Source organism: Planococcus sp. TJ-201 (genome assembly GCF_058268495.1).
Window position 1 is genome coordinate 360,122 of sequence record NZ_JBZDOG010000005.1, and the last position, 23,013, is coordinate 383,134.

Sequence of the window (23,013 nt, forward strand, 5' to 3'; positions counted from 1 at the left end):
CATTAGCGACTAATTTGGAGTATATTAAGTAGGAACAAACGTTCTTATCTCAAGCATTCTGGGTGATGGAGAAATTACCAAAAGGTACGCTGGTTCTCGTCGAAAAAACAACAGCTACAGAGAACATTTCAGCATTCAACAATTGGATTACCGTGTTTGGAAATTGAATCTGCTGCCTTCCAACTTTTTTTTAATAAATCTCGCTCTATGCTCCTTTCTCCTTCTCTACCTCTTTTAACTCAAATATTTGAGCATTTCTACAACTTAAATGGGGATAAAATAGTCTCTTTAGAAATGCTAAAACTATGTAAATCTTCGTTGTTTTTAACGACCTTATATTTGGATGATGGTTCGTTATCGATTTCTGTTAGCCAAAACGATTTGAAGAAAACTATCTATTTGACACCTCATATTTATCTTTACCTGCATTCTCTCTCCCTAGAAGATTTGTGTAAATTAAAGCTGCACATCACTACTTTTTTCGGCATAGAATTCAATACCAGCAAAAGATCCGATGGCTTTGACTATATTTTAAAAACCACAAAAGTTAGTGAAACAATGAAATTCTTAAAAGTAGTTGGTGACGCATCCAGAGATTGTCCTTCTATGTATCACAAAACTGATTGGGGTCACCGTTTGTTAAATGAAATTAAACGGTACCAAGAGTCTCATCCAGAGTATGAAGTAATTGTGAGTTCATCAAACCGAAAAAGAAATTATACGGATGAAGAATGTGAGTTACTGCGCGAAATGAAGAAGGAAGGCAAAACCGATAAAGAAATTGCAGCTCACTTAAACCGAACTTACTGGTCCATCGTTTATAAATGGAAGGAGCCGAAAAAGGAACAAAAGTTTGTATCTTCGAATTAAAATCAGGCTCCTGCAATTCTCAATACAATACGATTTTCTTTTGTTCCTCAAGTAAACTGTACTCATGCTTCAATATTCCCAGGCACCTATTCGAACCTTCTCTTTCATCCATCGACAAATCATTTCCAACAGCATGCTCAGCAATCCTTTTCATTTCCTGCAACTTCCTATCCATTTGATCTAGAATATAAATTTGTTCCTTAGTCCACTCGAGCTGTTCTTGAAGAAATTCTTTTCTTTCATTCTGCTCTTTATCCACCAGATCACCTCTTCGTCCTTTCATACAAATAAAAGCCATAGAATATTCCATGGCCATCATTCGTAAAATCTTATCCTTTTAAATCCACCGAACCGCCAATATGAGGCTGAACGGACTGCTCCAGCATCTTCACAACGTCCTGACCATTTGTTTCGGCTTGGTCTATTGTCTTTTTCATAATCGATACATTTGCTTCTGTTCGGACGTTCATCTGGCTTAATGCCATTGATAATGCGGCGATATCCATTAGATTGCCTCCTTATAAAAAAAGGAGCCTAAAATCAGGCTCCTTTTGATCATTAAGATTAACGTAGTAATTGAAGAACAGCTTGTGGCTGTTGGTTGGCTTGCTTTGCCGCTATGTCTTTCGATCATAGAATAGACTATATCTTCACCCTCTATTTTGAGGGGCTGGGCACTTCGAACGGCGCTTGCCGCCCTACGGATTTCATCACCATAGCTTTCGCATTAGATGGTCTATCCTAGTCGTTGAACCTTCCCCAGAGTTTCCTCACAGGAGCTTGGCTGCTGATTATCCATTGGTGCATCCTCATCATTTTCAGACCGTCACGCTTACCGTTTCCAGTTACGTTGTGGTTGATGGGGCTTTAGGAAGTTCCAGCAATTCACCCAGTTATACTCTAACCCGTTACCCGGTTAGACGCCCTAGAATCAATTATCTCAACAGTTGCAAAACTGATTGAGTCATTTGATTGGATTGAGCCAACATTGCTTGTGATGCTTGTGCAAGAATTGAGTTCTTTGTTTGTTCCATCATTTCTTTCGCCATCGTGCGAAACATTTACTTTCATAAATGACTAGACTATATCTTCACCCTCTAGTATTAGTAGGGGTCGGGCACTTCGGATCGTTCAGTGGTGATGGCCACTGTGTCACCTACGGATTTCATCACCATAGCTTTCGCCTTAGATGGTCTATCCTAGTCGTTGAACCTTCTCCACTCTTTCGAGACAGGAGCTTGGCTGCTGATTGCCCAATCTTTTATTTTTTCAGGGCCGTCACGTCTGCCGTTTCCAGCTGCGTTGTGGCAATAAAAGCTATCAGGGGTTTCCAGCAATTCACCCGATCGTAATCTCTGGCTGTTACCGGCCAGGACGACTGTACCTTAACTCGCTTACGCGGCTTCGGTATAATCAACGTCGCGGATTCTTGATTCTGCTGCTGTTAGGTTTTCAGAAGTACTAGCTAAGTTATTAATTGTGTGCTCTAAACGATTTGAAGCAGCACCCATCTTAGAACGTTCTAAAGAAACTTTATCAATAGCTTCTTGGATCACAGTAATAGATGCTGCTGCTGATGCAGAATCATCTACATTCACACTTGAAGTGTTCAATGAGCCTGCTCCGCTATCCATTCGAGCGATTGAAAGACCTAATTGCTGCGTGCTAACATTTTCAGAACCAATTTGAAGAGTTACAGTTGCGTTGGCATCAGTTGCAAGATCGCCAGCTAATCCGGCTACATTCCAAGAGTCATTAACGCCAATCTTCACGCCAAGTTGACTGAAGTCTAGAACGCCCGCATCCCCATCTGCTAATGTTACTGTTTGTGTATTGCCGTTACCGTCCGTTAATGCTACTTCATTAGCATTTGCTCCAGTTGCCAAAGTATAAGTTGTTGCGGATTTCGCACCACTAATGTCAAGTGACGTTACACCCGCAGTACCTACTGCAATGTCAGAGTTTGCTGCATCAATCTGTGTGCCAAATGTTCCTGAAAGTAAAGTTTGACCGTTAAACTTAGTAGCAGACGAAATTCTATCAATTTCAGTATTTAAAGCAGTAACCTCATCTTTGATAGCAAGTCTATCGTTGGCACTCATTGTACCGTTTGCTGCTTGTGTCGTTAATTCGTTCATTCGTTGCAAAATCGAATGAGTTTCGTTTAGTGCTCCTTCAGCCGTTTGCAATAATGAAATACCGTCTTGAGCATTGCGTCCAGCCTGCTCTAACCCGCGAATCTGTCCACGCATTTTTTCAGAAATTGAAAGTCCAGCCGCATCGTCTTTCGCGCTATTGATGCGTAGTCCTGAAGACAATTTCTCCATGCTGTTTGCCTGAGCATTCGTTGCGCTGCTCAACTGGCGGTGAGTGTTTAAAGCTGTGATATTGTGATTGATAATCATTGTGTATTACCTCCGTGTAATGTTTTTTTGTTTTTTGTAAGCGCCCAAATCCTTTTGAACTGCCTTACATAAGTTATATCGGAGGGGTTTAACAAATGTTTAGTGTTTTTTGAAAGTTTTTCTTTTTTATTTTAAATCCACGTAAAAAGCCTGCAAGATCTGCAGGCTTCGAGTCTATTTCTTCCGCATGCTCAGGAAGTCGCTCAAATTGATGACGTTCGAAGTGGCTTGCTTGTTTTCTTCTTGAATCTCCAAGTACACTTCTTTCCGATGGATGGTCACTTGCTTCGGTGCGTTGATGCCGATCCGCACCATATCGCCTTCTATCGAAGTAACTGTGATTTCAATGTCGTCGTTGACAATGATGGTTTCGCCCTTTTTACGTCCCAGTACTAACATTGTTACACCTGCCTTGCAGCGTCGCTCTGGAATAAAGCTTGCTTAATCTGGTAGTCTTTGTTGTTCAACACAATCTGCATACCGTTTTGTTTCTTGTTGTTAATAACCAATGGAGCTTTTAAGTTGGTCGTTGCCCCGCTGATGTCACCTTTAGCTGTTACTGTTGTCAGCACGATGGCATCTGCCGGATCTTCCAGTTGTAGCCGCTCCACCATTTGCTCTTCCAGTTTAATATCGTAATCTTGGAAAAACGTAAACGGATCGACCAGGAAGAAGCTGACTTCCACTGCCTCTGTCGACTGCAGGAAAAAGAATGGAGATTCGCCTTCTGTGTCGGCAGGAATCAATACGTATTCCTTATACTCTTCAAACCCCGGAATTCCCTTATCAAACGTGATGACACGTTCTTGTCCCAATTCCACTTCACCGAATTGCTCTGTTTGAACTTTCATGCTCAACTCCCTTTCCTTAACAAAAAAATGCCTCTTAAGATAAAGATATCTCAACAGGCATTTATTAACAATGAATATTTAATTTGCTCCATCTATTGGAAACTTTTTAACCTACCTGCTCCACAACCAGCACATCTTCTTTCGAACGAATCCGTACCAATTCAGCCGCGCCGTCGATTCCCTTTAAGAGGGCTGAGAACTCTTCCAGCTCGAGGTCTGTCAGCAATTCAGCTGACAGGGGCTGTGCTAATACATCCCGACTAATGATCACGTCGCCTCCTTCGCCCTGCCCCTGAATGCGGGCTGCGATGTTAACGGTTCGTCCGAAGTAATCAAGGCGGTCATTGGAGTTGACGGCAATGGCCGGTCCGCTGTACAAACCGATGCGCAGCACCAGGTCTTCATTGGCAGTCGCATTGAATTCCGCCAAGTTTTTCTGGATAGTTAACGCTGCTCTTAACCCATCTTCCGGTTTATGGAAAACCGCCATGACGGCGTCGCCAATTGTTTTCACAATGCTTCCGGAATTTTTCTTAATATGCCCGGTCAAAAAATCAAAATGGCTGCGGACCTGTCCATAAGCACCCGAATCGCCGATTGTTTCGTACAGTAAAGTTGAGCCTTTTAAATCGGTAAACAGGATTGTCACGTGATCGATGCCGATTTTCTGGCCCGGCGACAGCACTTCGGAAGAAAACAAATCTCTGAACTCCTGCATCGCGGTGACTTTGGCAGCTGTTACGGCCTGCTTGTTCCAGTCGGAAAGTTCCAACGCGACGACAATATCTGCCGAACTGGAGTTGGTAATAACCACATCACCATTCCCTGATACTGCATTCTGTGACCAGCCCAAATCCGAATACTGGAGTTGTGTTGCTTCTGCATCTTGATCTAACGCAACTCGGTGATTTGCTTGAAGCACCCGCAAACGCAAGGCATCTTCACCCCTTGGAATCGCAAAGCTTGTAGTTTTGCCCTTTTCGATCACTTGCTGCGCTTTGACATGCGGGGTAATCATGGGGCCGCCGATGCAGTACACTTCGGTGTAAGCTTGGCGCACGCTTGGATGGATGGAAAAGTTCAACTCCACATACTGATCAAAATTGGCATCGTAGTTCACGCCGCACAAATCGCAATGAAATTCCTGTTCCAGCTCCGACAATGAATTGTGCTCCACTTTTGACACGCGGCAGTTCGGACAAATGACATTCCAGCTGAGGTTCAGCAAGCCGGCTTTTGTCGCATACAACAACACACGAAGAGTATCGTCCAAATCGGCATTCCATAGTTTCGCCACTTGGACCGGTTCGATTTGGGCGACGTCGTGGTCGCCTTTTTCGGCTAAATACCGGTGCAGCAATTCGACATACTCATTTTTAACAGGCGACTTGGCAAGCAAAGCCGACAGGCGATCCAGTTCCGGCAGATTGATTTTGGCGGATACTGGTTTTTGCGGTGCTTCGAAAACAGCGGTTGCGCCTGACGCTAAATAATCATCCAAATACCGCATGATTTTTTTGACAGCCGGCAGGCCGGTTGCCCAAATAGCGGCGTACCCCACTGGATTGACCGGCACAAAATCCGCGGTCAGCTTGACACGCGTTCCATTTTTGCCATTGTCGAACAGCTCCACTTTTAGGCTGTAGTGTTTCATTGGCCCGGAAAGATAGCGGCGTTCGACCGTGTAGCTGTCGTTTTCCTGCCATTGAAACGGGAACTCCTGCCACGAAATGGGGACGAGTCCCAGCACTTTAGCATGGGCTTCCCGGTAAAACACTTCCGATCCGTCTTGTTTGGCCGGGCTGAAGTTGACTGGGAACAGGCCGATATACAAATTCATGCGGTTATTGTCCGCCAGCAGCTGCCATGCGGTTTTACGATCGAGTGCATATTCTTTTTCAAGCACGTACGTTTTTGGTTTCATGTTGTTCACTCCTAGGAAATCGCAATGGCAATGGCAAGCAGTATGATATGAAAAATTTGGTCTGCTACAATGGACAACCAAACCTTTTCCGGTCCTTTAGCAGTTTGTACCCGCTGAACCCAAAACATAACGAAGGTTTTGCGGTCTAAAATAATATGGCCAAAGAAAACGATGGCTAGCGCAGTGAACGACAATCCTCCTGAGAAAATACCGAGCACGGCAATGACAGCGGTATACACCGATACATGTGTTAATAATGGCAGCCATTTGGTCGCTTTGTATTTGGCCATCCAACCTGTCTGCAGCAAAAAATCGCCGATCAGGTGGCCAATTAATAAGATGTCAAACTGATTCATAGCCTGTAGCCTCTTCCTTGTAACGCTTCATATTCCTCTAATCGGTAATCGCATCCTGCCAGTATTTCCGCAAATGCGTCCACTACTTGGCCGTCGAATAGGACTTCTCGGCAGCGGATCAGTTCTTCTGCACCCAAGCGGAACGACAGCCCTTTGCTGTAAGAACGGGCAGTGGTCATGGCATCAAACGCATCGGCCACACCAACAATTCGGGCAAATAACGGGATGTCTGTACCGGCCAACCCATGCGGATAGCCGGTGCCGTCGAACCGCTCATGATGGGACAATGCGGTTTCAACCGCTGGCACCATGGCATCTTTTGGCTCCATATTGGACAAAATGTCTGCACCGATGACCGTATGCAATTTGATCGAGGCGAACTCGTCATCTGTCAATCCGCCAGGCTTTCGAAGAATCGCGTCCGGAATGCCGATTTTTCCAATATCGTGCAACAAGGCCGCTTTGTACAGTTCTTCACAGGCAGTTGCATCTAAGCCCAGCTTTTGGGCAATCCACAGCGAATATTGGGCGACCCGTTCGGAATGGCCGGCCGTATAAGGATCGCGTGCGTCTAATACTTTCGCTAAGGTGCGGATCATACTCAACAACATGCGTTGCAGCTCGTCATACATTTGGCTGTTGTGGAGCGCCAGCGCAGATTGGCTGGCCAGTGCCACCGCCAAGCTGATGTCCTGTTCAGAGAAAAAAGCAATCTCTTTTTTATTCAATAACTGAAGCGCACCAAGCACTTTGCCTTTGACCGACAAGGGAACGGTGATCATCGACTTGGTCACGAATCCGCTCGAAGAATCAACCCGATTCGCCCAATCCGGATTAGCCGCTACGTCTTCGATCAGCTGGGCCTCCCCTGTTTCAATGACTTTGCCGACAATGCCTTCATTCATTGCCAACTCGATATTCAGGATGCTATAAGCAGACTCGCCATACGCCGCTACGGCCTTGATGTTTTGCCGCTCTTTGTTCAGCACCCACAAAGTTCCCGCTTCAGCTCCCACTACCTGCACCATTTGCAGCAGAATATTTTCGAGAACTTCGCCCATTTCTATATTTGAATTTAATTGATTGGAGGCTTCCAGCAGAGTCACGAGCTCCTGCACTTTCAGTTCCAAATCCTGTATTTGTGTCATGGATTTCCTCCGATAGCTTATAATAACCAAAAATGACTTATTTTTATGCTAGTTATATTGTTTCTCATCGATCATAGCTCGGAATGTACAATTATGCAATATTACCCAGATCTATTTATTTCTTTTTACTCTATTTGACATTCTTCTTATTCAAACACAAAAAACCGCAATTTCTCGAAAAAGAGAGACTGCGGTTTTTTTGTGAATTTCCAAGCGAGTTACTTAACGCACTCCAGCGCCTGTTTAACGGTTGCATAAACATCGGCATCGAGCATATCAATTCCACTGTGGACAATGGTTTGGACCAAATCTGGCCGCAATCCGGCAATGACGACATGGATGCCCATTAATTGAAGTGTTGCCCCAATCTGCTGGATCGATTGTGCAACGTGGGCATCGATGGTCAGGACGCCTGAAAAATCAATGACGACATGATTGACATTCTGCTCAGCGATTCTCGGAATCACGTTGTTTAGAATGTGCTCAACCCGGTAGCTGTCAATCACACCGACCAATGGCAACACCACAACATCTTCGAGTATCGGCACAATAGGCGCTGACAAGTTCAGCAGTTCTACTTGTTTTTCCGCCTGGTACTTTTCCGAAAAACGTTCAAAAGCATAAAAAGTTTCATTCAAACTCACATCCAAGATGGCATTGATGCCTTTGATGGACTTTGAAGTTTCCACTACAGACAACCCAAACTGCAAACTGAGCCGCGTGAAAATTTCAGAAAAAATTTGTCGTGTGATCGGATAACGAATGACAATTTCAGAAATCTTACCGCCTGAAGCTACCTGCATTTCCGCATTCTTTTTGCTCCATTCCAGTAAGGACTCCGGTACTTGAATGCGGTCTCCTTCCAAGAGGGAGTGCCCGTAAAAACCGAAAAGCTCTATATACATTAGATTCGCTTGCTGTTTTTCCAACTCAGAAATATTCAAATTCATCTCACGCACAACCGATTCTACTACTTCTGCAGATAAGCGTTCCGCATGCTTGCTTATGTATTGGGAAAAATCTTTTAACGCAGACATCCATTTCACACCTTTGCTATATGTTGAATTAATTATACCATTTGGCAGGGTTTTGATAAAAATCCAAACACTAGCCCTTTAAAATTGTTGAAAGTTAATTTGGAATCTATCGAAATTCTCTTCCTGTCAGTTTTTATTTTTTGCTGTTTTCCTTACGCCAGTAAAGAAAAATCACTGAACTTCTTTTTAAAAACTCATAATTTCAAAATATTACAGATATTTTTCTCAGAATCTCACCAGAGCGAGGAATGTGGCAGAAAAAAACTTTATTTCATAAAAGTATTTTTTATTTTTCTTTTTTTTTAATAAAGTTAGATGACTTATATACCTATTTATTTGGAAAATAATTAGTATTTAATTTTTTAAATGGTTACATATGTCCATGTATTCTTATACAAGTAAAATATATAATTTTAAGTAATAATTCGATAATAAGTCAATTGAACCACATAATATTTTTTCTGCTCGATCAATAGAATCACCTTTTTGTATTTCGCATCACCGTCGTGATTATATATTTCTCTGCTTCTCTCTTATTATCAAGATCTCCATCAACTTCAGCCTAGTCGAACGTTCAATAACATTGAGATGCCCTCACTCTTTTCAAACAAGTGAGAAATCATTGGCTGAAGAAAAGCAGAGGAATTTCCACTCCCTTTACGACAGCTTTTATTATTTCACGAAAAGAAAGGAGTTTTTTTATGTTCTCGTTTAAAAAGAAAGAAGGCTTAGCAGATTCAGAACTGGATGACATCAAAGTCTTCCTCAGCAGCACACTTGAAAAAATGCTGTTGACTCGAGAAGAGACCTTAAACACTTATACCAAGTACGATCTTGTCCTTATGTGTTCTTGGGAAGGCGGCTATATTGTGGCAGACATTTTTCAAATGTCCAAATTTAACTGGGTGGATGGAAAAGCAGAAAGAGGCAAAAACATTCCGTTTTATACAGCGGCCAGGTCCTTCACCCGCAAAAAAGATTATATTGTGTACATGGACGAACACGAAAACAAAGCCATACGCCTAAAAAATCTTCAGGCTTTCCACCACATTTGTTATTTGCTGCAAACCGTGGATATAGAAGTTTCCTCGAACAAAGAATATACCTGTTTATGGTGAACTCGGGTTCAATCCACTGCTGCATACGGATTCAACCCCCGGTCTCTTCTTGTGCTTCATATCCAAGCTTAAAATCGGTTCAGTATGTCTAATTTCTAAAACCAAGAATACAGCTATTTTATTGGGAGGGATCCAAGGATGGAATTGCTTAAACAGCAAGTGCAGGAGTTACTGGAAGAAAGAGATGATTTCGTCGTCCTTTTAGATGCGGATGGACTCGTTTTACAGGCAAATGACCGCTGGGTGAACTATTGCATCCAACATCAATTGCCAAGTCCCTACTGGAAAATCGGAATGAATTATTTAGGGTATTTGAAAAAAGCAGAGAAGTTTGTTGAATTTGAAAATATTCAAGACATTTTACAGGAAAAAGCTCAGTGGCATTTTCACTTATCTCCTTTTTATGTAGCCGATAAAACCGAATGGCTGTCCACCAAATACCGTCCTTTTTCATTGGAAAACGGTTCAAAAGGCGTTATCCTATACCAGCAGCCAGTGAGTCTCCAATCGGTTAACACCTTGCACACCGAGCACGTTTTCGAAAATATGACCGATGCGTTTTACTTGATCGACCACCAAATGAACTTCCACTTTTTAAACAAGCAATCCGAGAAAATTCTTCAATGCCGAAAAGAAGAATTGATCGGACAGAATCTATGGACTGCTTTTCCAGAAGCTGTCGGCACGACGTATTACAAAAGCATTGTTCGCGCGATGCGGGAACGCTCTCCTGTTCAATTTAAGGAGTACTACACATCTGTAGCATCCTGGTTTACGGTGCGGGTTTATCCGATTGAAAATGATGGATTGGCTGTTTATTGCCAAAAGATCAGCAAGCCGCTGACCGTTGAAGAAGAATGGGATAAGTTTGCCCATACCGATTACTTAACCGGATTGCCCAATCGCAAAAAAATCGCCGATGAAATCGAGGTGCTCCTGCAGCAAAAAGCACCTTTCTCCATCCTTTACCTCAACTTGGATAATTTTAAATACATCAATGCGCTTTATACGCATAAAATGGGCGATGAAGTATTCAAAAGCATTGTGGCAAGTCTCACACAACTGATTGCTCCACAAGATTTAATCGGCCGGCTTGAAGGAGACGAACTGGTGATTGTCCGCAGGCATCCAAAAAACGATAGTGCAATAGCTTTTGCCAAACAGGTGAGCAGCTTGTTCGATCGCCCTTTCTCATTGAATGCATCAAGTTATGTAGATGTCACTGTAAGCATCGGCGTCATTTCTTGTCCTACCGATTCGACAGAGTTTGAAGATTTGATGACGTTTGGCGAAATCACCATGCGCAAAGCAAAAGAGAAAAAAGGTTCTTCTTTCTGTATTTTTGATTCTGCCATGAGAGATGAGTTGGCAAGACGCATTCTGATTGAAAAAAGCCTTTCTGAAGACTTGAAATCTCTTGGCTTTCATTTTGCTCTTCAGCCGCAAATTGATGCGGCAACCAGCAGAGTCCGTGGTGTGGAAGTCTTGTCACGCTGGCACCATCCGGAATTGGGGTTCATTTCCCCCGTTGAGTTTATCGGCATTGCGGAAGAAACCAACACGATTAAACGGCTGACGGAACATTTGCTGGATGAAGTTTTTTCTTATATGACGCAAAGGGAACAGCGATACGGCAGTTCGCTTCGCACAGCCATTAATATCACCCCTTCCTTGCTCGACAGCACGACTTTTTTTGATAAACTGTTCTGCATGCTTGATAACTACGGCATTGCTCCGGCATTAATTGAAATTGAAATTACCGAAAGCGTGGAACTTCGCTATTCAGAAAAAACTATGAAAAATTTGTTGGCATGCCAAGAAAAAGGGATTTCGATTGCGCTTGATGACTTTGGGACCGGATTTTCCTCACTTGCTTATTTGCTGGACTTTCCCATCAATAAAATCAAGTTGGACAAATCGTTTATCGAAAAAATTGGCCAGGATCCTAAATCGGAAGCCGTTCTCAAATCACTTATTCAGTTTGTAAACAGTGTAGGCTGTGACCTTGTGGCCGAAGGCGTCGAAGAAGCTTCCGAAGCTTTGTTTTTGACCATCAACGGCTGCGCCATTCATCAAGGATACTTTTACGACAAACCCATGCAGCCGAAAGCATTTAATGACAAGTACCTCGATTACCAAAGACAAAAACCCGCCATCAAAACCTCTCTTCCTCTCCTGCCCTCACTGAGAGTTTAGAGACGCATTGAGTGCAGAAGAACGCAAAAACCCCTTTGGATCCTAAAGATCCAAAGGGGTTTTTGCTGTTTCACCCGGAAATGGTTTACGGGTTATTCCACTGTTACTGATTTCGCAAGGTTACGCGGCTTGTCAACGTCACAATCACGGTGAAGCGCTGCGTAATAGCTGATCAACTGCATCGGGATAACCGATACAAGCGGCGTTAGCAATTCGTTGACTTTCGGAAGGACCAGGCTGTCGCCTTCTTCCTGCAAGCCTTCCATTGAAATGATGCATGTGTGTGCGCCGCGTGCTGCTACTTCTTTCACGTTGCCGCGGATGTTCAAGTTAACCGCTTCTTGCGTCGCAAGGGCGATAACCGGTGTGCCTTCTTCGATCAATGCGATCGTTCCGTGCTTTAATTCGCCTCCAGCAAAGCCTTCTGCCTGGATGTATGAAATCTCTTTCAATTTCAATGAACCTTCAAGTCCAACGAAATAATCCATGACGCGGCCGATAAAGAAGCAATTGCGTGTAGTAGACAAATAGTCTGCAGCGATCTGCTCCATTTCTTCTTTTGAATCCACTTGAGCCTGAATGGCGTTTGCCACGATTCCAAGTTCCTGAACCAAGTCAAAGCCGATGTCGATGCCGCGTGCTTCCGCTGTTACTGCACCCAAGATCGACAAGACAGCCAATTGCGCTGTGTAGGCTTTTGTCGATGCCACGGCAATTTCAGGACCTGCATACAACAATAGGGTATGGTCAGACTCGCGTGACAAGGTAGATCCGGCTACGTTTGTAATGGTCAACGAAGCATGGCCCATCTCTTTGATTTTCACCAATACTTGGCGGCTGTCTGCTGTTTCTCCGGATTGGGAGATAAAGATGAACAATGGGTTTTCCGAAAGCAATGGCATGTTGTAGCCAAATTCACTCGATACATGCACTTCAACCGGAATTCCTGCTAATTTCTCGATGTATTCTTTGCCGATCAATCCTGCATGGTAGCTTGTTCCTGCCGCAATGATGTGGATGCGGTCAGCAGCTTGCATCGCGTCCAAAATTTCTGGTTGGATGGTCAATTTATCATTTCCGTCCTGGTATGCCTGAACGATTTTGCGGACAACTGCTGGCTGCTCGTCAATTTCTTTTAACATATAGTGAGGGTATGTGCCTTTTTCAATGTCGCTCATGTCAATTTCTGCAGTGAATGGCAGGCGGCTTACGGTCTGGCCATCCAATGTTAAAATTTCCACGCTGTCTTTGCGGACGATGACAATTTCTTTATCCATCAATTCAACAAACTGATCTGTCAATTGAAGCATCGCCATGGCATCAGATGCCACAACATTAAAGTCGTCGCCAAGCCCTACAAGCAATGGGCTTTTGTTTTTTGCGACAAAAATGGTCTCCTCTTCTTCTGCGTCCAATAATGCGATTGCATATGAACCCTTCAGTAAGGTAAGAGCTTTGCTGAAAGCATCCTGTGTTGTTTGGCCTTCTTCAACAAACTTGCCGATCAACTGCACGATAATTTCCGTATCTGTATCCGACTCCATTGCCACGCCAGCCAAGTAATCGCGCTGGATGTGGTGGTAGTTTTCAATCACGCCGTTGTGAACGATCGTGAAGCGGTCAGATGTGTTTTGGTGCGGGTGCGCGTTCACGCGGTTTGGTTTGCCGTGAGTCGCCCAACGTGTATGGCCGATACCGGTAGATCCTGTAACTTCTTCTTCAACAACGCCGCGCAAATCTGCAATGCGTCCTTTTTCTTTAAAAACCGTAACGCCCGTGCCGTTGCGTACAGCAATTCCTGCTGAATCGTAACCGCGGTACTCCAAGCGCTCCAAGCCTTTCAATAAAATTTCTTTCGAGTCGTTTTCTCCAATATATCCAACAATTCCACACATAGTCTAATTCCTCCGTTTTTCTGAAAGTCAAAATGAGTGTTTGCATACTTCTCCAAACACTTCTGCTTGAGCCCATCCATCTTGTTGTCCAATCGATCGCTCGATTGTTTTAAGAATGGACATAACGACCGGGCTTCGCGGCCGGAAGGTATCCGCCGAAATCTCGATACTCCTTCTCCTCGTCTACTGAAGATGACTGGTCCGTCCGATTTCTTCAGTACAGGCGCTATAATTGTTTTCCTCGCACTCCCTACTATCCCCCTTTTGCTGCGGTCATAAACCGACTCTACTATCATACAGCTTCCGCACAATCCCGTCAATTAAAGCAGATAGTTATTTAGGTATATATTATCACCTCTTTCCATGAACTGGTTCTTTTCTCTTCTTTATCACTCCAAAATTTCTCACAGTAGAAAAACTCAAACGTGATGGATCTAATTAGTTGAAATAAACTCTCTCTATCTATGGATATTCTGCTGCAAGCCCCACCTAAAGCGATTTCTTTTCTATTTACTTCCCATTCTACAACTTTCTTTGGTACAGACATACTATTATTTTCGCGAATAAAAAAGACCGCAAGCAACGGTGCTTACGGCCTTGAGATCACTGTATTTGATTAGTTTAAGCCCATTTCGCTGCGGACAACTTCCGCGATGCGTTCTACAAAGTTTTCACAGTCTTCTGCTGAAGCTGCTTCGACCATGACGCGCACCAATGGTTCCGTGCCGGATGGACGTACAAGGACGCGGCCGTTGCCGTTCATCTCTGTCTCAACGTCTGCAATAACTGCTGCCACTTTGGCATTGTCTGTCACTGCATGTTTATCTGTCACACGAATATTCACAAGCTTTTGTGGGAAAATTGTCATTTCAGATGCCAGTTCAGACAACTTCTTGCCTGTCATTTTCATGATGTTGACAAGCTGTAAGCCCGTCAGCAAGCCATCCCCCGTCGTGTTGTAATCAAGGAAAATAATGTGGCCCGATTGTTCGCCGCCCAAGTTATAGCCGTTTTTCTTCATTTCTTCTACTACATACCGGTCACCGACAGCGGTCTTGTTGCTCTTCATGCCATGGCTTTCCAATGCTTTGTAAAAGCCCATATTGCTCATAACCGTCGAAACCACTGTGTCTTTTTTCAAGCGGCCTTCCGAATGCAAGTGCTTGGCACAAATGTACATAATTTGGTCGCCATCTACGATTTGGCCTTTTTCATCCACTGCTATCAAGCGATCGCCGTCGCCGTCGAAAGCCAACCCAATATCTGCAGATTTTGCGACAACCAGCTCCGCCAATTTCTCCGGATGAGTTGAACCGACTCCGGCATTGATGTTCAAGCCGTTCGGTGAAGCACCCATTGAGGTGATGTCTGCATCTAGATCCGCAAATACATGCGTTGCCAAAGTAGACGTCGCACCGTGTGCACAATCAAGCGCCACAAGGATGCCGTCGAATTCTTCATCAACAGACTGCTTCAAGTACTGCAAGTACTTCTGGCCGCCTTCAAAGTAATCCGTGATGCTTCCAAGGTCGCCGCCAGTTGGGCGCGGCAGTAGATCTTCACTGCTGTCGAGCAAAGCTTCGATTTCGGCTTCTTGTGCGTCGGACAATTTAAAGCCGTCTGAGCCGAAGAATTTGATGCCGTTGTCTTCCACAGGGTTGTGTGAAGCAGAAATCATGACACCTGCTTCAGCGCTCATCACACGCGTCAAATAAGAGACGCCTGGCGTACTGATGACACCAAGACGCATCACTTCTGCGCCCACAGACAGCAAACCGGCTGCCAAAGCACCTTCCAGCATTTCACCTGAAATTCGTGTATCGCGGCCAATCAGCACTTTCGGTTTATCTTTCGCACTCTTCGTTAAGATATATCCGCCAATGCGCCCTAATCTAAAAGCCAGTTCAGGTGTCAGCTCTGTATTGGCTACTCCCCGTACTCCATCTGTTCCAAAATATTTTCCCATTCTACTTTTCGCTCCTTCAATCATTTGCTTCTGATTGGTTTAGTTAAGCTTTCGCTTAGTTATTTTTTCATGCCATTGTAAATCGTTGGTTGTGCATTAATTGCCAAGGTCTTCAGGAGACTGCGCGGATTCATCCACAGTCGTTTCCGCTTCCACGGTAACTTGCCCTGGTGATACTGCAGAAGCACCCGAAGGAACTTCCAGCTCAACTTCGATTGTGGTGTCTTCAGCGGTAACACTCGCAGCGTCTACTTCGACCACATATTCAGTCAGCTCATCCACGACCGTTTCCGGTCCAAAAACGCGGATTTCTTCTGTAGCCGTGCTCCAGTCGTTGATGGTAATGCCTGCGCGGGCTTCGCCAGTCGGTTCAAGCCTTACCGGTACCATCCTGCTGTACTCCACGACTTCTACATCCACTTCGACTTCCTGTGGTTCAATTTCTGCATCTTCCAGCTTGGTTAAATCTTCTGCCAAGACACGGACGCGGGCAGCGGTCGTGAAGGATTCCTTGACTCCCTGTTCCCCGGATACAGTCGCTTTAACAAAGCTGATGGCGTCAATCATGCTTTTCGGCCCGGTTACCGTCACCGTTTCCGGATCAGCAGCCACACTTTCCAGTATGAACCCGTCCGCAAGCATCCGCTCGTTGACTTCCGGATCGATGCGGAATTCCTGCGACACCCGCTCTTCAATCACGACATTCACGAATGCGGGATCGGTCCGAATATTCAATTGTTCAGATAGATTTTCAGTTTGAATGGGTACTTGATGCTCACCCACAGGCAAATTTCGCAAATCCAAAAACAAAGTAAAGTCTTCCAATTGGCGTGCAGTCTGTACACCGCTGACTGGACCACTTAAATGCAAGTCCGCTGTGTCTGGTACACCGCTGACCATCAAACTATTGTCATGATATACCTCGAGTTCCACATCTTCAATTACTTCTGATGTCCGACCGGCATCCGCCGTCCCCGTAGGGCTGTCTTCTGCCTGCACGGAGAAGAATAAAAGGAAGGCTAACAACAGCGCCGTAATCCGTAAAAACCAGCGATTGTCCATCATCTTATCCATTCTTTTTCCCCCTCCAGTTCCACCATGAAGAAGCGACTTCCTGTTGTGCCGCACCGAACCAAATTCGGCGCAGTTTCACTTCAAAGTCTTCAAGTGACAAATTGCGGTGCAAATCGCCATTTGCTGTCAAGCTGATGGCGCCGGTTTCTTCCGACACGACAATGGTGATCGCATCGGTCACTTCACTGATGCCAAGAGCGGCGCGGTGGCGCGTTCCCAGCTCTTTTGAAATGAACGGACTTTCGGACAGCGGCAAGTAGCAAGCTGCTGCGGCAATCCGATTTTTTTGCACAATCACCGCTCCGTCATGCAACGGTGTATTCGGAATAAACAAATTGATCATGAGTTCAGACGTAATATCTGAATTCATCGGAATGCCGGTCTCAATGTACTCGCTCAAACCGGTTTCACGTTCAATCGACACCAATGCACCAATCCGCCGTTTTGCCATATAGCTGACAGATTTGGACATTGCCTCAATCAACCGGTTGCGCTCAGATTCTTCATTCAGTGTACTGCTGGAGAACAGCTTGCCGCGGCCGAGCTGTTCAAGTGCACGGCGCAATTCAGGCTGAAAGATGATAATGATGGCCAGAAAACCCCATTCCAGCACCTGCTGCATAATCCAACCGAGTGTTTCCAAGTTCAGTACCTGCGTGACGAGGCGTGCAATAATAATAACAAAGATTCCTTTCAGCAATTGAACGGCCTTCGTTCCTTTGATGACGGTAATCAATTTATAAATAACGAACCAAACTAATAAAATATCAATAATATTCCCTAGAAGTTCGAGTGGTGTTTGGTCTGTTAAATTCTCCAAAAAAGGCATCTGCAACCCTCGCTTTTCTACATCTGCATATACATTCAGTATAGCATAAGTGAATTGGGCTTGCCTTCATAGAAAAAACCCATCCTTTAGGAAAGGACAGGTTTTACTCGGTTGTTTGGCTGCCATTTGTTTCAAAAATAGCAGCAGCATCTTTAAAGCCGTTTTTAATGGTATACCATAGCCATTCGAACGCTTTGTCGATTTCCTCAATTTCACCGGTAATGACACCGCTTGATGCCATATACTGGCCGTTGACAATCGTTACATTTCCTTGCAGCTCACCTTCCACACGCAAATCACCATTGCGTACCGTTAAGTCGCCGACTACTGTCTGGCCTTCAGGCACCACCACTGTCTGGCCCTCTACTACTAAATCAGGCTGCTTGGTAAACGAAAATTGCTGATCGTCGTTGAAATTTGTGAACAAGGCCGCGCTCATCAATACGCAGAATAACGCTGCAGCTGCGAGCATTGGATGTCTTCTAAACCAACGCTGTACGCCTGCCCGCTGTCTTTCTTTCGGCAGCCGTGCCATCGTCTTTTGGACAAAATCGACAGGTGCCTGTATATGTGATGCACTTTGGACAAATGCAATGGTTTTGCTTAATGCTTGATACTGCTTTCTGCATTCGCTGCAGTTCTCCAGGTGTTCTTTTAACTGTTTTTCATCGCTTGGACTGATATCCCCATCGAGATAATCGTTCATGAGATGGATCACGTTTTCCGGACACGCATTCATCGTGCTCGCCTCCTACAAATTGCTCAATTGCTTGCGAAGAGCTTCGCGCCCTCGGTGTATACGCGTCTTTACCGTACCCAACGGCAAATCCAGAATTTCACTAATTTCCGCCAGCGGCAATTCTTCAATATACTTTAATACAATAGCGGCACGGTACTTATCTGGCAAGCGGCTGATCTCGTACTGTACCCGTTCCTGAACTTCCATCCGCATCAACTCTTCTTCCGGAAGCTCATCATCATTGGCAATTTTCGAATACATGTTCAAGCCTTCCGTCCCGCGCACTTCAGCATCCAAGTGATAATCCGGCTTTTTCTTACGGATCCGGTCGATGCACAGATTGGTGGCGATGCGGTACAGCCATGTCGAAAATTTTCGCTTCTGGTCAAACGTGTGGATATTTACATAAGCGCGCATAAAAGCTTCCTGAGCGATATCTTCCGCTTCCTGCTTGTTGCCAAGCATCCGGTAGCAAATCTGATACAGCTGGTGTTGGTAAAGCTCCACGATTTCGGCGAATGCGTTCTGATCGCCTTTTAGTACCTTAGCTATTCGTTTATTGACTAACGCATCCATGATCTCATTTCCCTCCGCCTATGCGGCTGTACTTTATATACGTGCATTAACTTAAAAGGTTTCAATTATTTTTCTTATTCTATCGTATCAGACAATACCCAAATAAATCCAACTAATTTTTGTGACGTTTTCCAAAGGGAAAAGTTTCCTATTAAACGGCACAAAAAAAACAGGCTTTCGCCTGTCTTTGCTTACAATAATTTTTCGCCGAATAAGGAACCGATCAACGCAACAGCTACATCAGCTGTACGGTTTTTCTCATCCAAAATCGGGTTGACTTCCACAAATTCTGCAGAAGTGATGATGTCTGCATCAAACAGCATTTCCATCGCTAAATGGCTTTCACGGTAGCTGATACCGCCTGGAACCGGAGTTCCGACGCCTGGTGTGTACATTGGGTCGATGCCATCAAGATCCAATGACAGATGGACTGCATCCGTCTTGCGCTCTTCTTTTAGATAACGGATCGAATCGTTGATCACAGCGTTCATTCCCAATTTGTCGATTTCGTGCATGCTGTAAACGCGGATGCCTAGTTCTTTGATCAGCTGGCGTTCGCCTGGATCTACGGAACGCGCACCGATGATGACGATGTTTTCAGGTTTCACTTTTGGCGAATAGCCGCGGATGTTCGTTAATTTTTCATGGCCCAACCCAAAGCTTGCAGCAAGCGGCATGCCATGGATGTTGCCGGATGGCGACGTATCGCTCGTGTTCATATCTGCGTGTGCATCATACCAGATGACACCCAAGTTTTCGTGGCGTTCAGAAATCCCAGAAAGCGTACCGATGGCAATGCTGTGGTCTCCGCCTAAAACCAATGGGAAATTACCGGCTTCTGCCACTTCAAATACTTTATCGCCAAGCGCTTCGGTCGCTTCCGTAATCGCTTTCAAGTTGCGCAAGTTTGTAGATGTATCAACGCTGCCGTCTGCCTGGCCGATCTGAATATCGCCTTCGTCCGAAACCGTGTGACCCAATTCTTCAATGCGGTCTACAACCCCAGCATAGCGGATAGCACTTGGCCCCATGTCGACGCCGCGGCGATTTTGTCCGTGGTCCATTGGAACCCCAATAATAGATATGTTTAATTTATTCATTATTTTATACCCCCTTAGCAAGATAGATTCATTGTAACCGCTAAGGTCTCTTTGGCTCAACCGTACAAAATCAAGTATATTTATTCATTTTATTCACAAGTTCTTTTTTTACTTTTGGCCAGTCCTGGTCAATAATCGAATAGACGACCGCATCTCTCGGCAGACCAGTCGAGCGGATGCGTTCATTGCGCAATGTCCCTTCTTTAACAGCACCAATGCGTTCAATTGCCTTCTGTGAGAGGATATTATCGGCATCTGTTTTAAACTGCACGCGAATCATGCCGCGCTCTTCAAAGCAATAACTGAGCAATGCATGCTTGACTGCCGTGTTGACATGCGTCCGCTGAGCCGACTGCGCATAGAAAGTGGCGCCGATCTCACAGCTTTTATTGGCCTCATCAATTGCATATATACGGGTGGTACCCAGAATTTCAGCTGTTTCTGGGTCTTCCACTACAAAGATAAGCACATTCGACTGATTCAGCCCCGCTTCCAGCCACGTGACCATGTCTTCAAAAGACTCGACTTTATTGAGCATGTGCTCGAAGATTTCGGGAGTGTACAAGGTCCACAACGATTCAAAATCCTCTCTCTTCAATAAACGCAAACGAATGCCATCTGATTCAATATTCATCCCAATCTCCCCTTTTCAAGTAAAGTATACAGACCGAATGCGCCGCAAAAAATCTTCTTCGAGACTGCCCATCGTTTTCGCCAAAAAATAAGTAGAAACTGCCGGCAAAGAAAATAAGTCAAAATGTGCCTCCATTAGTTTGCCTTCCACCAGCTCCCGGCGAACCATCGACTTCGGTAAAAATGATGCCCCTAAACCCTCTTGGATAAACCGTTTGGCAATATGTGCTTGCGTCACTTTCATGGTCCGGATACCCGGCACACAGAGCCGCAGCTTGCCCAATAGCTCCTCCCAGAACACGGGATGATGATGGGTAAAGAGGACGGAGTTCCGCAATGCCTGCTCTATTGAAATAACCGGGCCGGTTTCATCGTCATAGGCATCCCTCGGCAAGATGAACAGCAGCGGATCATCGTAGACAATCTGTTGATCGATCCCCCGTCCAATTGGAGGCAAGGCCGAAATTCCAGCTGACACCTGCTCGGATTCAACCAATGCCTCGATATGCTCCGATTCTTCCACACGGATCACCAACTCCACTTCTGGATGCTCATCTATAAACGATTTCAGCACATAAGGCAAAATGGTTTCCGCCATCAACGGAGAAATTGCCAATATCCATTTTTTCCGGTAGCCTTGTGCGAACGAATGAAGCTCTTCGACACTGTTATCGAGCTGTTCCAGCACGTGTACAGCCTGCTCTTTAAAATGCCGTCCTTCTTCCGTCAGCGACACCCGGTTATGGCTGCGTTTAAACAAAGAGAGGCCCAGACTTTCTTCCAGCAACCGAATATGAACGGTGACACTGGGCTGTGACATCAGCAGGCGTTCGGAAGTCATTCTAAAATTTAAGGTTTCTGCAGCGTCTACGAAGGTTCTTAGCCACTGGACTTCCATGACATCCCCCATCTCAATTACTATTCTTAATTGTTTCAATTATATATCTTTAATTTTTTTTATCAAATAGGAAGAGTAAACTGGAAGAAAAGGAGGCGTTTTTATGTTTCAGCAAGGATTAAAAGGGGTCGTAGCGGTTCAAACAGCCATTGCTTCGGTAGATGGCGACAGGGGAGAACTGCGCTACCGGGGACAGTTAGTGCAAGAGGTCATTCACGGCAAGTCTTTCGAAGAAACTGCTTATTTTCTTTGGCATGGGCAATGGCCCGATGCTGCGCAACTAGAATACCTGCAGCAGCAACTGATCCGGTTCCGCCAACTGCCGCCCCATATTACGGAGATCGCCAAGCTGCTGCCAAAAGAAAGCTCTTTAATGGATGCGATGCGAACGTTGGTATCGGCATATCCAGGTGCCAAGTTCCAAACCCTGTCTCCCGTAGAACAAGCTACTGCACTGACAGCTGCACTGCCGGTAATGGCCGCTCTTTTTTACCGGATTCAAAACGGGCAGGAACCAATCGATCCAAGAGCTGATTTTGGACACACTGCCAATTATCTATGGATGATTAACGGACAAGAGCCGACCAATGCTCAGACCCAAGCTCTCGAAACCTATTTGAAATTGACCATGGAACATGGCATGAACGCTTCGACCTTTGCAGCACGCGTCACCATCTCCACCGAGTCTGACCTTGTAGCGGCAGTTGCATCGGCTCTGGGCACCATGAAAGGCCCGCTTCACGGCGGCGCACCATCCGGTGTCATTGAGTTGCTGGACAGCATACAAACTGAAGACCGCATCAATTCGGTCATTGCAGAAAAACTGGACCACGGAGAAAAGATTATGGGCTTTGGCCACCGGGTTTACCGGACAGAAGATCCACGGTCCATTATCCTCCGCAAAAAATGCCTGGAGCTTCAGGGAAAAGACCCATGGCTGGATTTAGCGACCGTTGCCGAAACCCGTATCATTGAGCAGCTGAACGCACACAAACCTGGACGCGCACTTTACACAAATGTGGAATTCTATGCAGCTGCCATCATGCGGTCGATCGCCATGCCGACCGCGCTGTTTACGCCGACATTCAGCATCGCCCGCATTGTCGGATGGACGGCGCATGCTTTAGAGCAACAGGAGAATAACGTCATGTTCCGCCCGCAGTCCGAATACATCGGAACCTAAAAAAAAGCCGTATCCAAGTTAATGGATACGGCTTTTTTACACATGGATAGTACAAATACACATGGAACAATGGAGCCTAGGGGGCTCGAACCCCTGACCTCGTCACTGCCAGCGACGCGCTCTCCCAGCTGAGCTAAGGCCCCGCGCTGAACAGGCGCAAGGAAGTTGAAAATGAGCCATGAAGGATTCGAACCTTCGACCCTCTGATTAAAAGT

General features: G+C 45.3%; 23 protein-coding genes and 1 tRNA gene. 4 read left to right on the plus strand and 20 right to left on the minus strand.

Going from position 1 to position 23,013, the window contains the following annotated elements; translation table 11 throughout:
- Positions 1 to 156 precede the first annotated feature (156 nt).
- Positions 157 to 870: a DNA endonuclease gene (locus AC4EG4_RS14540; protein WP_490988225.1), complete on the plus strand. Its 714-nt coding sequence runs from the start codon at positions 157 to 159 to the stop codon at positions 868 to 870.
- A 19-nt stretch (positions 871 to 889) separates the two neighbouring features.
- On the opposite strand, the gene AC4EG4_RS14545 is transcribed toward AC4EG4_RS14540, so the two are convergent.
- From AC4EG4_RS14545 to AC4EG4_RS14590, 10 genes are all read right to left on the minus strand, one after another.
- Positions 890 to 1,189 carry a hypothetical protein gene (locus tag AC4EG4_RS14545; RefSeq protein ID WP_490988226.1) on the minus strand — a complete coding sequence of 100 codons (300 nt, stop codon included), beginning with the start codon at positions 1,187 to 1,189 and terminating at the stop codon, positions 890 to 892.
- 10 nt (positions 1,190 to 1,199) lie between these two features.
- Positions 1,200 to 1,376 carry a YjfB family protein gene (locus AC4EG4_RS14550; protein WP_490988227.1) on the minus strand — a complete coding sequence of 59 codons (177 nt, stop codon included), beginning with the start codon at positions 1,374 to 1,376 and terminating at the stop codon, positions 1,200 to 1,202.
- Between the two features lie 429 nt (positions 1,377 to 1,805).
- Complete coding sequence (locus tag AC4EG4_RS14555; RefSeq protein ID WP_490988228.1) at positions 1,806 to 1,931, minus strand: flagellin; 126 nt, start codon at positions 1,929 to 1,931, stop codon at positions 1,806 to 1,808.
- A gap of 333 nt (positions 1,932 to 2,264) precedes the next feature.
- Entirely contained in the window at positions 2,265 to 3,275 is a 1,011-nt protein-coding gene (locus tag AC4EG4_RS14560; RefSeq protein ID WP_490988229.1) for a flagellin N-terminal helical domain-containing protein, read from the minus strand.
- Positions 3,276 to 3,449: 174 nt separating this feature from the next.
- Positions 3,450 to 3,674: a carbon storage regulator CsrA gene (gene csrA, locus AC4EG4_RS14565; RefSeq protein ID WP_142827611.1), complete on the minus strand. Its 225-nt coding sequence runs from the start codon at positions 3,672 to 3,674 to the stop codon at positions 3,450 to 3,452.
- A gap of 2 nt (positions 3,675 to 3,676) precedes the next feature.
- On the minus strand, positions 3,677 to 4,126 hold the full coding sequence (fliW, locus tag AC4EG4_RS14570) for a flagellar assembly protein FliW (protein WP_490988230.1): 450 nt from the start codon (positions 4,124 to 4,126) through the stop codon (positions 3,677 to 3,679).
- A gap of 106 nt (positions 4,127 to 4,232) precedes the next feature.
- Positions 4,233 to 6,050: an adenylate/guanylate cyclase domain-containing protein gene (locus AC4EG4_RS14575; protein WP_490988231.1), complete on the minus strand. Its 1,818-nt coding sequence runs from the start codon at positions 6,048 to 6,050 to the stop codon at positions 4,233 to 4,235.
- Positions 6,051 to 6,061: 11 nt separating this feature from the next.
- A complete protein-coding gene (locus AC4EG4_RS14580; protein ID WP_490979380.1) occupies positions 6,062 to 6,406 on the minus strand; it encodes a DUF3307 domain-containing protein in 345 nt (114 codons plus the stop codon).
- Positions 6,403 to 7,554 (minus strand): HD domain-containing phosphohydrolase, encoded by a 1,152-nt coding sequence (locus AC4EG4_RS14585; RefSeq protein WP_490979379.1) that lies wholly within the window; start codon positions 7,552 to 7,554, stop codon positions 6,403 to 6,405. Before AC4EG4_RS14585 ends, AC4EG4_RS14580 begins: the two co-directional genes overlap by 4 nt.
- 218 nt (positions 7,555 to 7,772) lie before the next feature.
- Positions 7,773 to 8,591 carry an STAS domain-containing protein gene (locus tag AC4EG4_RS14590; protein WP_490988232.1) on the minus strand — a complete coding sequence of 273 codons (819 nt, stop codon included), beginning with the start codon at positions 8,589 to 8,591 and terminating at the stop codon, positions 7,773 to 7,775.
- A 701-nt stretch (positions 8,592 to 9,292) separates the two neighbouring features.
- Here AC4EG4_RS14590 and AC4EG4_RS14595 point away from each other — a divergent pair.
- Both AC4EG4_RS14595 and AC4EG4_RS14600 read left to right on the plus strand, forming a co-directional pair.
- Entirely contained in the window at positions 9,293 to 9,709 is a 417-nt protein-coding gene (locus AC4EG4_RS14595) for a hypothetical protein (RefSeq protein ID WP_490979377.1), read from the plus strand.
- A gap of 138 nt (positions 9,710 to 9,847) precedes the next feature.
- On the plus strand, positions 9,848 to 11,905 hold the full coding sequence (locus AC4EG4_RS14600) for a sensor domain-containing protein (RefSeq protein WP_490988233.1): 2,058 nt from the start codon (positions 9,848 to 9,850) through the stop codon (positions 11,903 to 11,905).
- Between the two features lie 92 nt (positions 11,906 to 11,997).
- Here AC4EG4_RS14600 and glmS read toward each other — a convergent pair whose 3' ends face one another.
- The 9 genes from glmS to AC4EG4_RS14645 form a co-directional block, all read right to left on the minus strand.
- Positions 11,998 to 13,800 carry a glutamine--fructose-6-phosphate transaminase (isomerizing) gene (glmS, locus tag AC4EG4_RS14605; RefSeq protein ID WP_490979375.1) on the minus strand — a complete coding sequence of 601 codons (1,803 nt, stop codon included), beginning with the start codon at positions 13,798 to 13,800 and terminating at the stop codon, positions 11,998 to 12,000.
- Positions 13,801 to 14,416: 616 nt separating this feature from the next.
- On the minus strand, positions 14,417 to 15,766 hold the full coding sequence (gene glmM, locus AC4EG4_RS14610; protein WP_490988234.1) for a phosphoglucosamine mutase: 1,350 nt from the start codon (positions 15,764 to 15,766) through the stop codon (positions 14,417 to 14,419).
- Between the two features lie 96 nt (positions 15,767 to 15,862).
- The gene (locus AC4EG4_RS14615; RefSeq protein WP_490988235.1) at positions 15,863 to 16,840 is read right to left on the minus strand and encodes a CdaR family protein; all 978 of its coding nucleotides are present in this window, start codon (positions 16,838 to 16,840) and stop codon (positions 15,863 to 15,865) included.
- Positions 16,833 to 17,669, minus strand: coding sequence for a diadenylate cyclase CdaA (cdaA, locus tag AC4EG4_RS14620; protein WP_490979372.1), 837 nt, complete (start codon positions 17,667 to 17,669; stop codon positions 16,833 to 16,835). The genes AC4EG4_RS14615 and cdaA overlap by 8 nt, the downstream gene beginning before the upstream one ends.
- A 103-nt stretch (positions 17,670 to 17,772) precedes the next feature.
- A complete protein-coding gene (locus AC4EG4_RS14625; RefSeq protein WP_490988236.1) occupies positions 17,773 to 18,408 on the minus strand; it encodes a zf-HC2 domain-containing protein in 636 nt (211 codons plus the stop codon).
- Positions 18,409 to 18,420: 12 nt separating this feature from the next.
- Complete coding sequence (gene sigW / locus AC4EG4_RS14630; RefSeq protein WP_215101094.1) at positions 18,421 to 18,984, minus strand: RNA polymerase sigma factor SigW; 564 nt, start codon at positions 18,982 to 18,984, stop codon at positions 18,421 to 18,423.
- 191 nt (positions 18,985 to 19,175) lie between these two features.
- A complete protein-coding gene (gene rocF / locus AC4EG4_RS14635; RefSeq protein WP_490988237.1) occupies positions 19,176 to 20,084 on the minus strand; it encodes an arginase in 909 nt (302 codons plus the stop codon).
- Between the two features lie 70 nt (positions 20,085 to 20,154).
- Entirely contained in the window at positions 20,155 to 20,718 is a 564-nt protein-coding gene (locus AC4EG4_RS14640) for a GNAT family N-acetyltransferase (RefSeq protein ID WP_490988238.1), read from the minus strand.
- 15 nt (positions 20,719 to 20,733) lie between these two features.
- Positions 20,734 to 21,615, minus strand: coding sequence for a LysR family transcriptional regulator (locus AC4EG4_RS14645; RefSeq protein WP_490979368.1), 882 nt, complete (start codon positions 21,613 to 21,615; stop codon positions 20,734 to 20,736).
- Positions 21,616 to 21,718: 103 nt separating this feature from the next.
- Here AC4EG4_RS14645 and AC4EG4_RS14650 point away from each other — a divergent pair, with 103 nt between their 5' ends.
- Positions 21,719 to 22,798: a citrate synthase/methylcitrate synthase gene (locus AC4EG4_RS14650; protein WP_490988239.1), complete on the plus strand. Its 1,080-nt coding sequence runs from the start codon at positions 21,719 to 21,721 to the stop codon at positions 22,796 to 22,798.
- A 70-nt stretch (positions 22,799 to 22,868) separates the two neighbouring features.
- On the opposite strand, the gene AC4EG4_RS14655 is transcribed toward AC4EG4_RS14650, so the two are convergent.
- A tRNA-Ala gene (locus AC4EG4_RS14655) sits at positions 22,869 to 22,941 on the minus strand.
- Positions 22,942 to 23,013 lie beyond the last annotated feature (72 nt).

What these genes read in the sequence shown, in the direction of transcription:
- AC4EG4_RS14645 (WP_490979368.1), bottom strand. Translation starts at nt 21,615, where the DNA reads ATGGAAGTCCAGTGGCTAAGAACCTTCGTAGACGCTGCAGAAACCTTA.
- cdaA (WP_490979372.1), bottom strand. Translation starts at nt 17,669, where the DNA reads ATGCCTTTTTTGGAGAATTTAACAGACCAAACACCACTCGAACTTCTA.
- AC4EG4_RS14580 (WP_490979380.1), bottom strand. Translation starts at nt 6,406, where the DNA reads ATGAATCAGTTTGACATCTTATTAATTGGCCACCTGATCGGCGATTTT.
- AC4EG4_RS14640 (WP_490988238.1), bottom strand. Translation starts at nt 20,718, where the DNA reads ATGAATATTGAATCAGATGGCATTCGTTTGCGTTTATTGAAGAGAGAG.
- AC4EG4_RS14545 (WP_490988226.1), bottom strand. Translation starts at nt 1,189, where the DNA reads ATGATGGCCATGGAATATTCTATGGCTTTTATTTGTATGAAAGGACGA.
- AC4EG4_RS14585 (WP_490979379.1), bottom strand. Translation starts at nt 7,554, where the DNA reads ATGACACAAATACAGGATTTGGAACTGAAAGTGCAGGAGCTCGTGACT.
- fliW (WP_490988230.1), bottom strand. Translation starts at nt 4,126, where the DNA reads ATGAAAGTTCAAACAGAGCAATTCGGTGAAGTGGAATTGGGACAAGAA.
- rocF (WP_490988237.1), bottom strand. Translation starts at nt 20,084, where the DNA reads ATGAATAAATTAAACATATCTATTATTGGGGTTCCAATGGACCACGGA.
- AC4EG4_RS14595 (WP_490979377.1), top strand. Translation starts at nt 9,293, where the DNA reads ATGTTCTCGTTTAAAAAGAAAGAAGGCTTAGCAGATTCAGAACTGGAT.
- AC4EG4_RS14650 (WP_490988239.1), top strand. Translation starts at nt 21,719, where the DNA reads ATGTTTCAGCAAGGATTAAAAGGGGTCGTAGCGGTTCAAACAGCCATT.
- AC4EG4_RS14600 (WP_490988233.1), top strand. Translation starts at nt 9,848, where the DNA reads ATGGAATTGCTTAAACAGCAAGTGCAGGAGTTACTGGAAGAAAGAGAT.
- AC4EG4_RS14625 (WP_490988236.1), bottom strand. Translation starts at nt 18,408, where the DNA reads ATGAATGCGTGTCCGGAAAACGTGATCCATCTCATGAACGATTATCTC.
- AC4EG4_RS14550 (WP_490988227.1), bottom strand. Translation starts at nt 1,376, where the DNA reads ATGGATATCGCCGCATTATCAATGGCATTAAGCCAGATGAACGTCCGA.
- glmS (WP_490979375.1), bottom strand. Translation starts at nt 13,800, where the DNA reads ATGTGTGGAATTGTTGGATATATTGGAGAAAACGACTCGAAAGAAATT.
- AC4EG4_RS14575 (WP_490988231.1), bottom strand. Translation starts at nt 6,050, where the DNA reads ATGAAACCAAAAACGTACGTGCTTGAAAAAGAATATGCACTCGATCGT.
- csrA (WP_142827611.1), bottom strand. Translation starts at nt 3,674, where the DNA reads ATGTTAGTACTGGGACGTAAAAAGGGCGAAACCATCATTGTCAACGAC.
- AC4EG4_RS14615 (WP_490988235.1), bottom strand. Translation starts at nt 16,840, where the DNA reads ATGGATAAGATGATGGACAATCGCTGGTTTTTACGGATTACGGCGCTG.
- AC4EG4_RS14590 (WP_490988232.1), bottom strand. Translation starts at nt 8,591, where the DNA reads ATGTCTGCGTTAAAAGATTTTTCCCAATACATAAGCAAGCATGCGGAA.
- sigW (WP_215101094.1), bottom strand. Translation starts at nt 18,984, where the DNA reads ATGGATGCGTTAGTCAATAAACGAATAGCTAAGGTACTAAAAGGCGAT.
- glmM (WP_490988234.1), bottom strand. Translation starts at nt 15,766, where the DNA reads ATGGGAAAATATTTTGGAACAGATGGAGTACGGGGAGTAGCCAATACA.
- AC4EG4_RS14555 (WP_490988228.1), bottom strand. Translation starts at nt 1,931, where the DNA reads ATGTTTCGCACGATGGCGAAAGAAATGATGGAACAAACAAAGAACTCA.
- AC4EG4_RS14560 (WP_490988229.1), bottom strand. Translation starts at nt 3,275, where the DNA reads ATGATTATCAATCACAATATCACAGCTTTAAACACTCACCGCCAGTTG.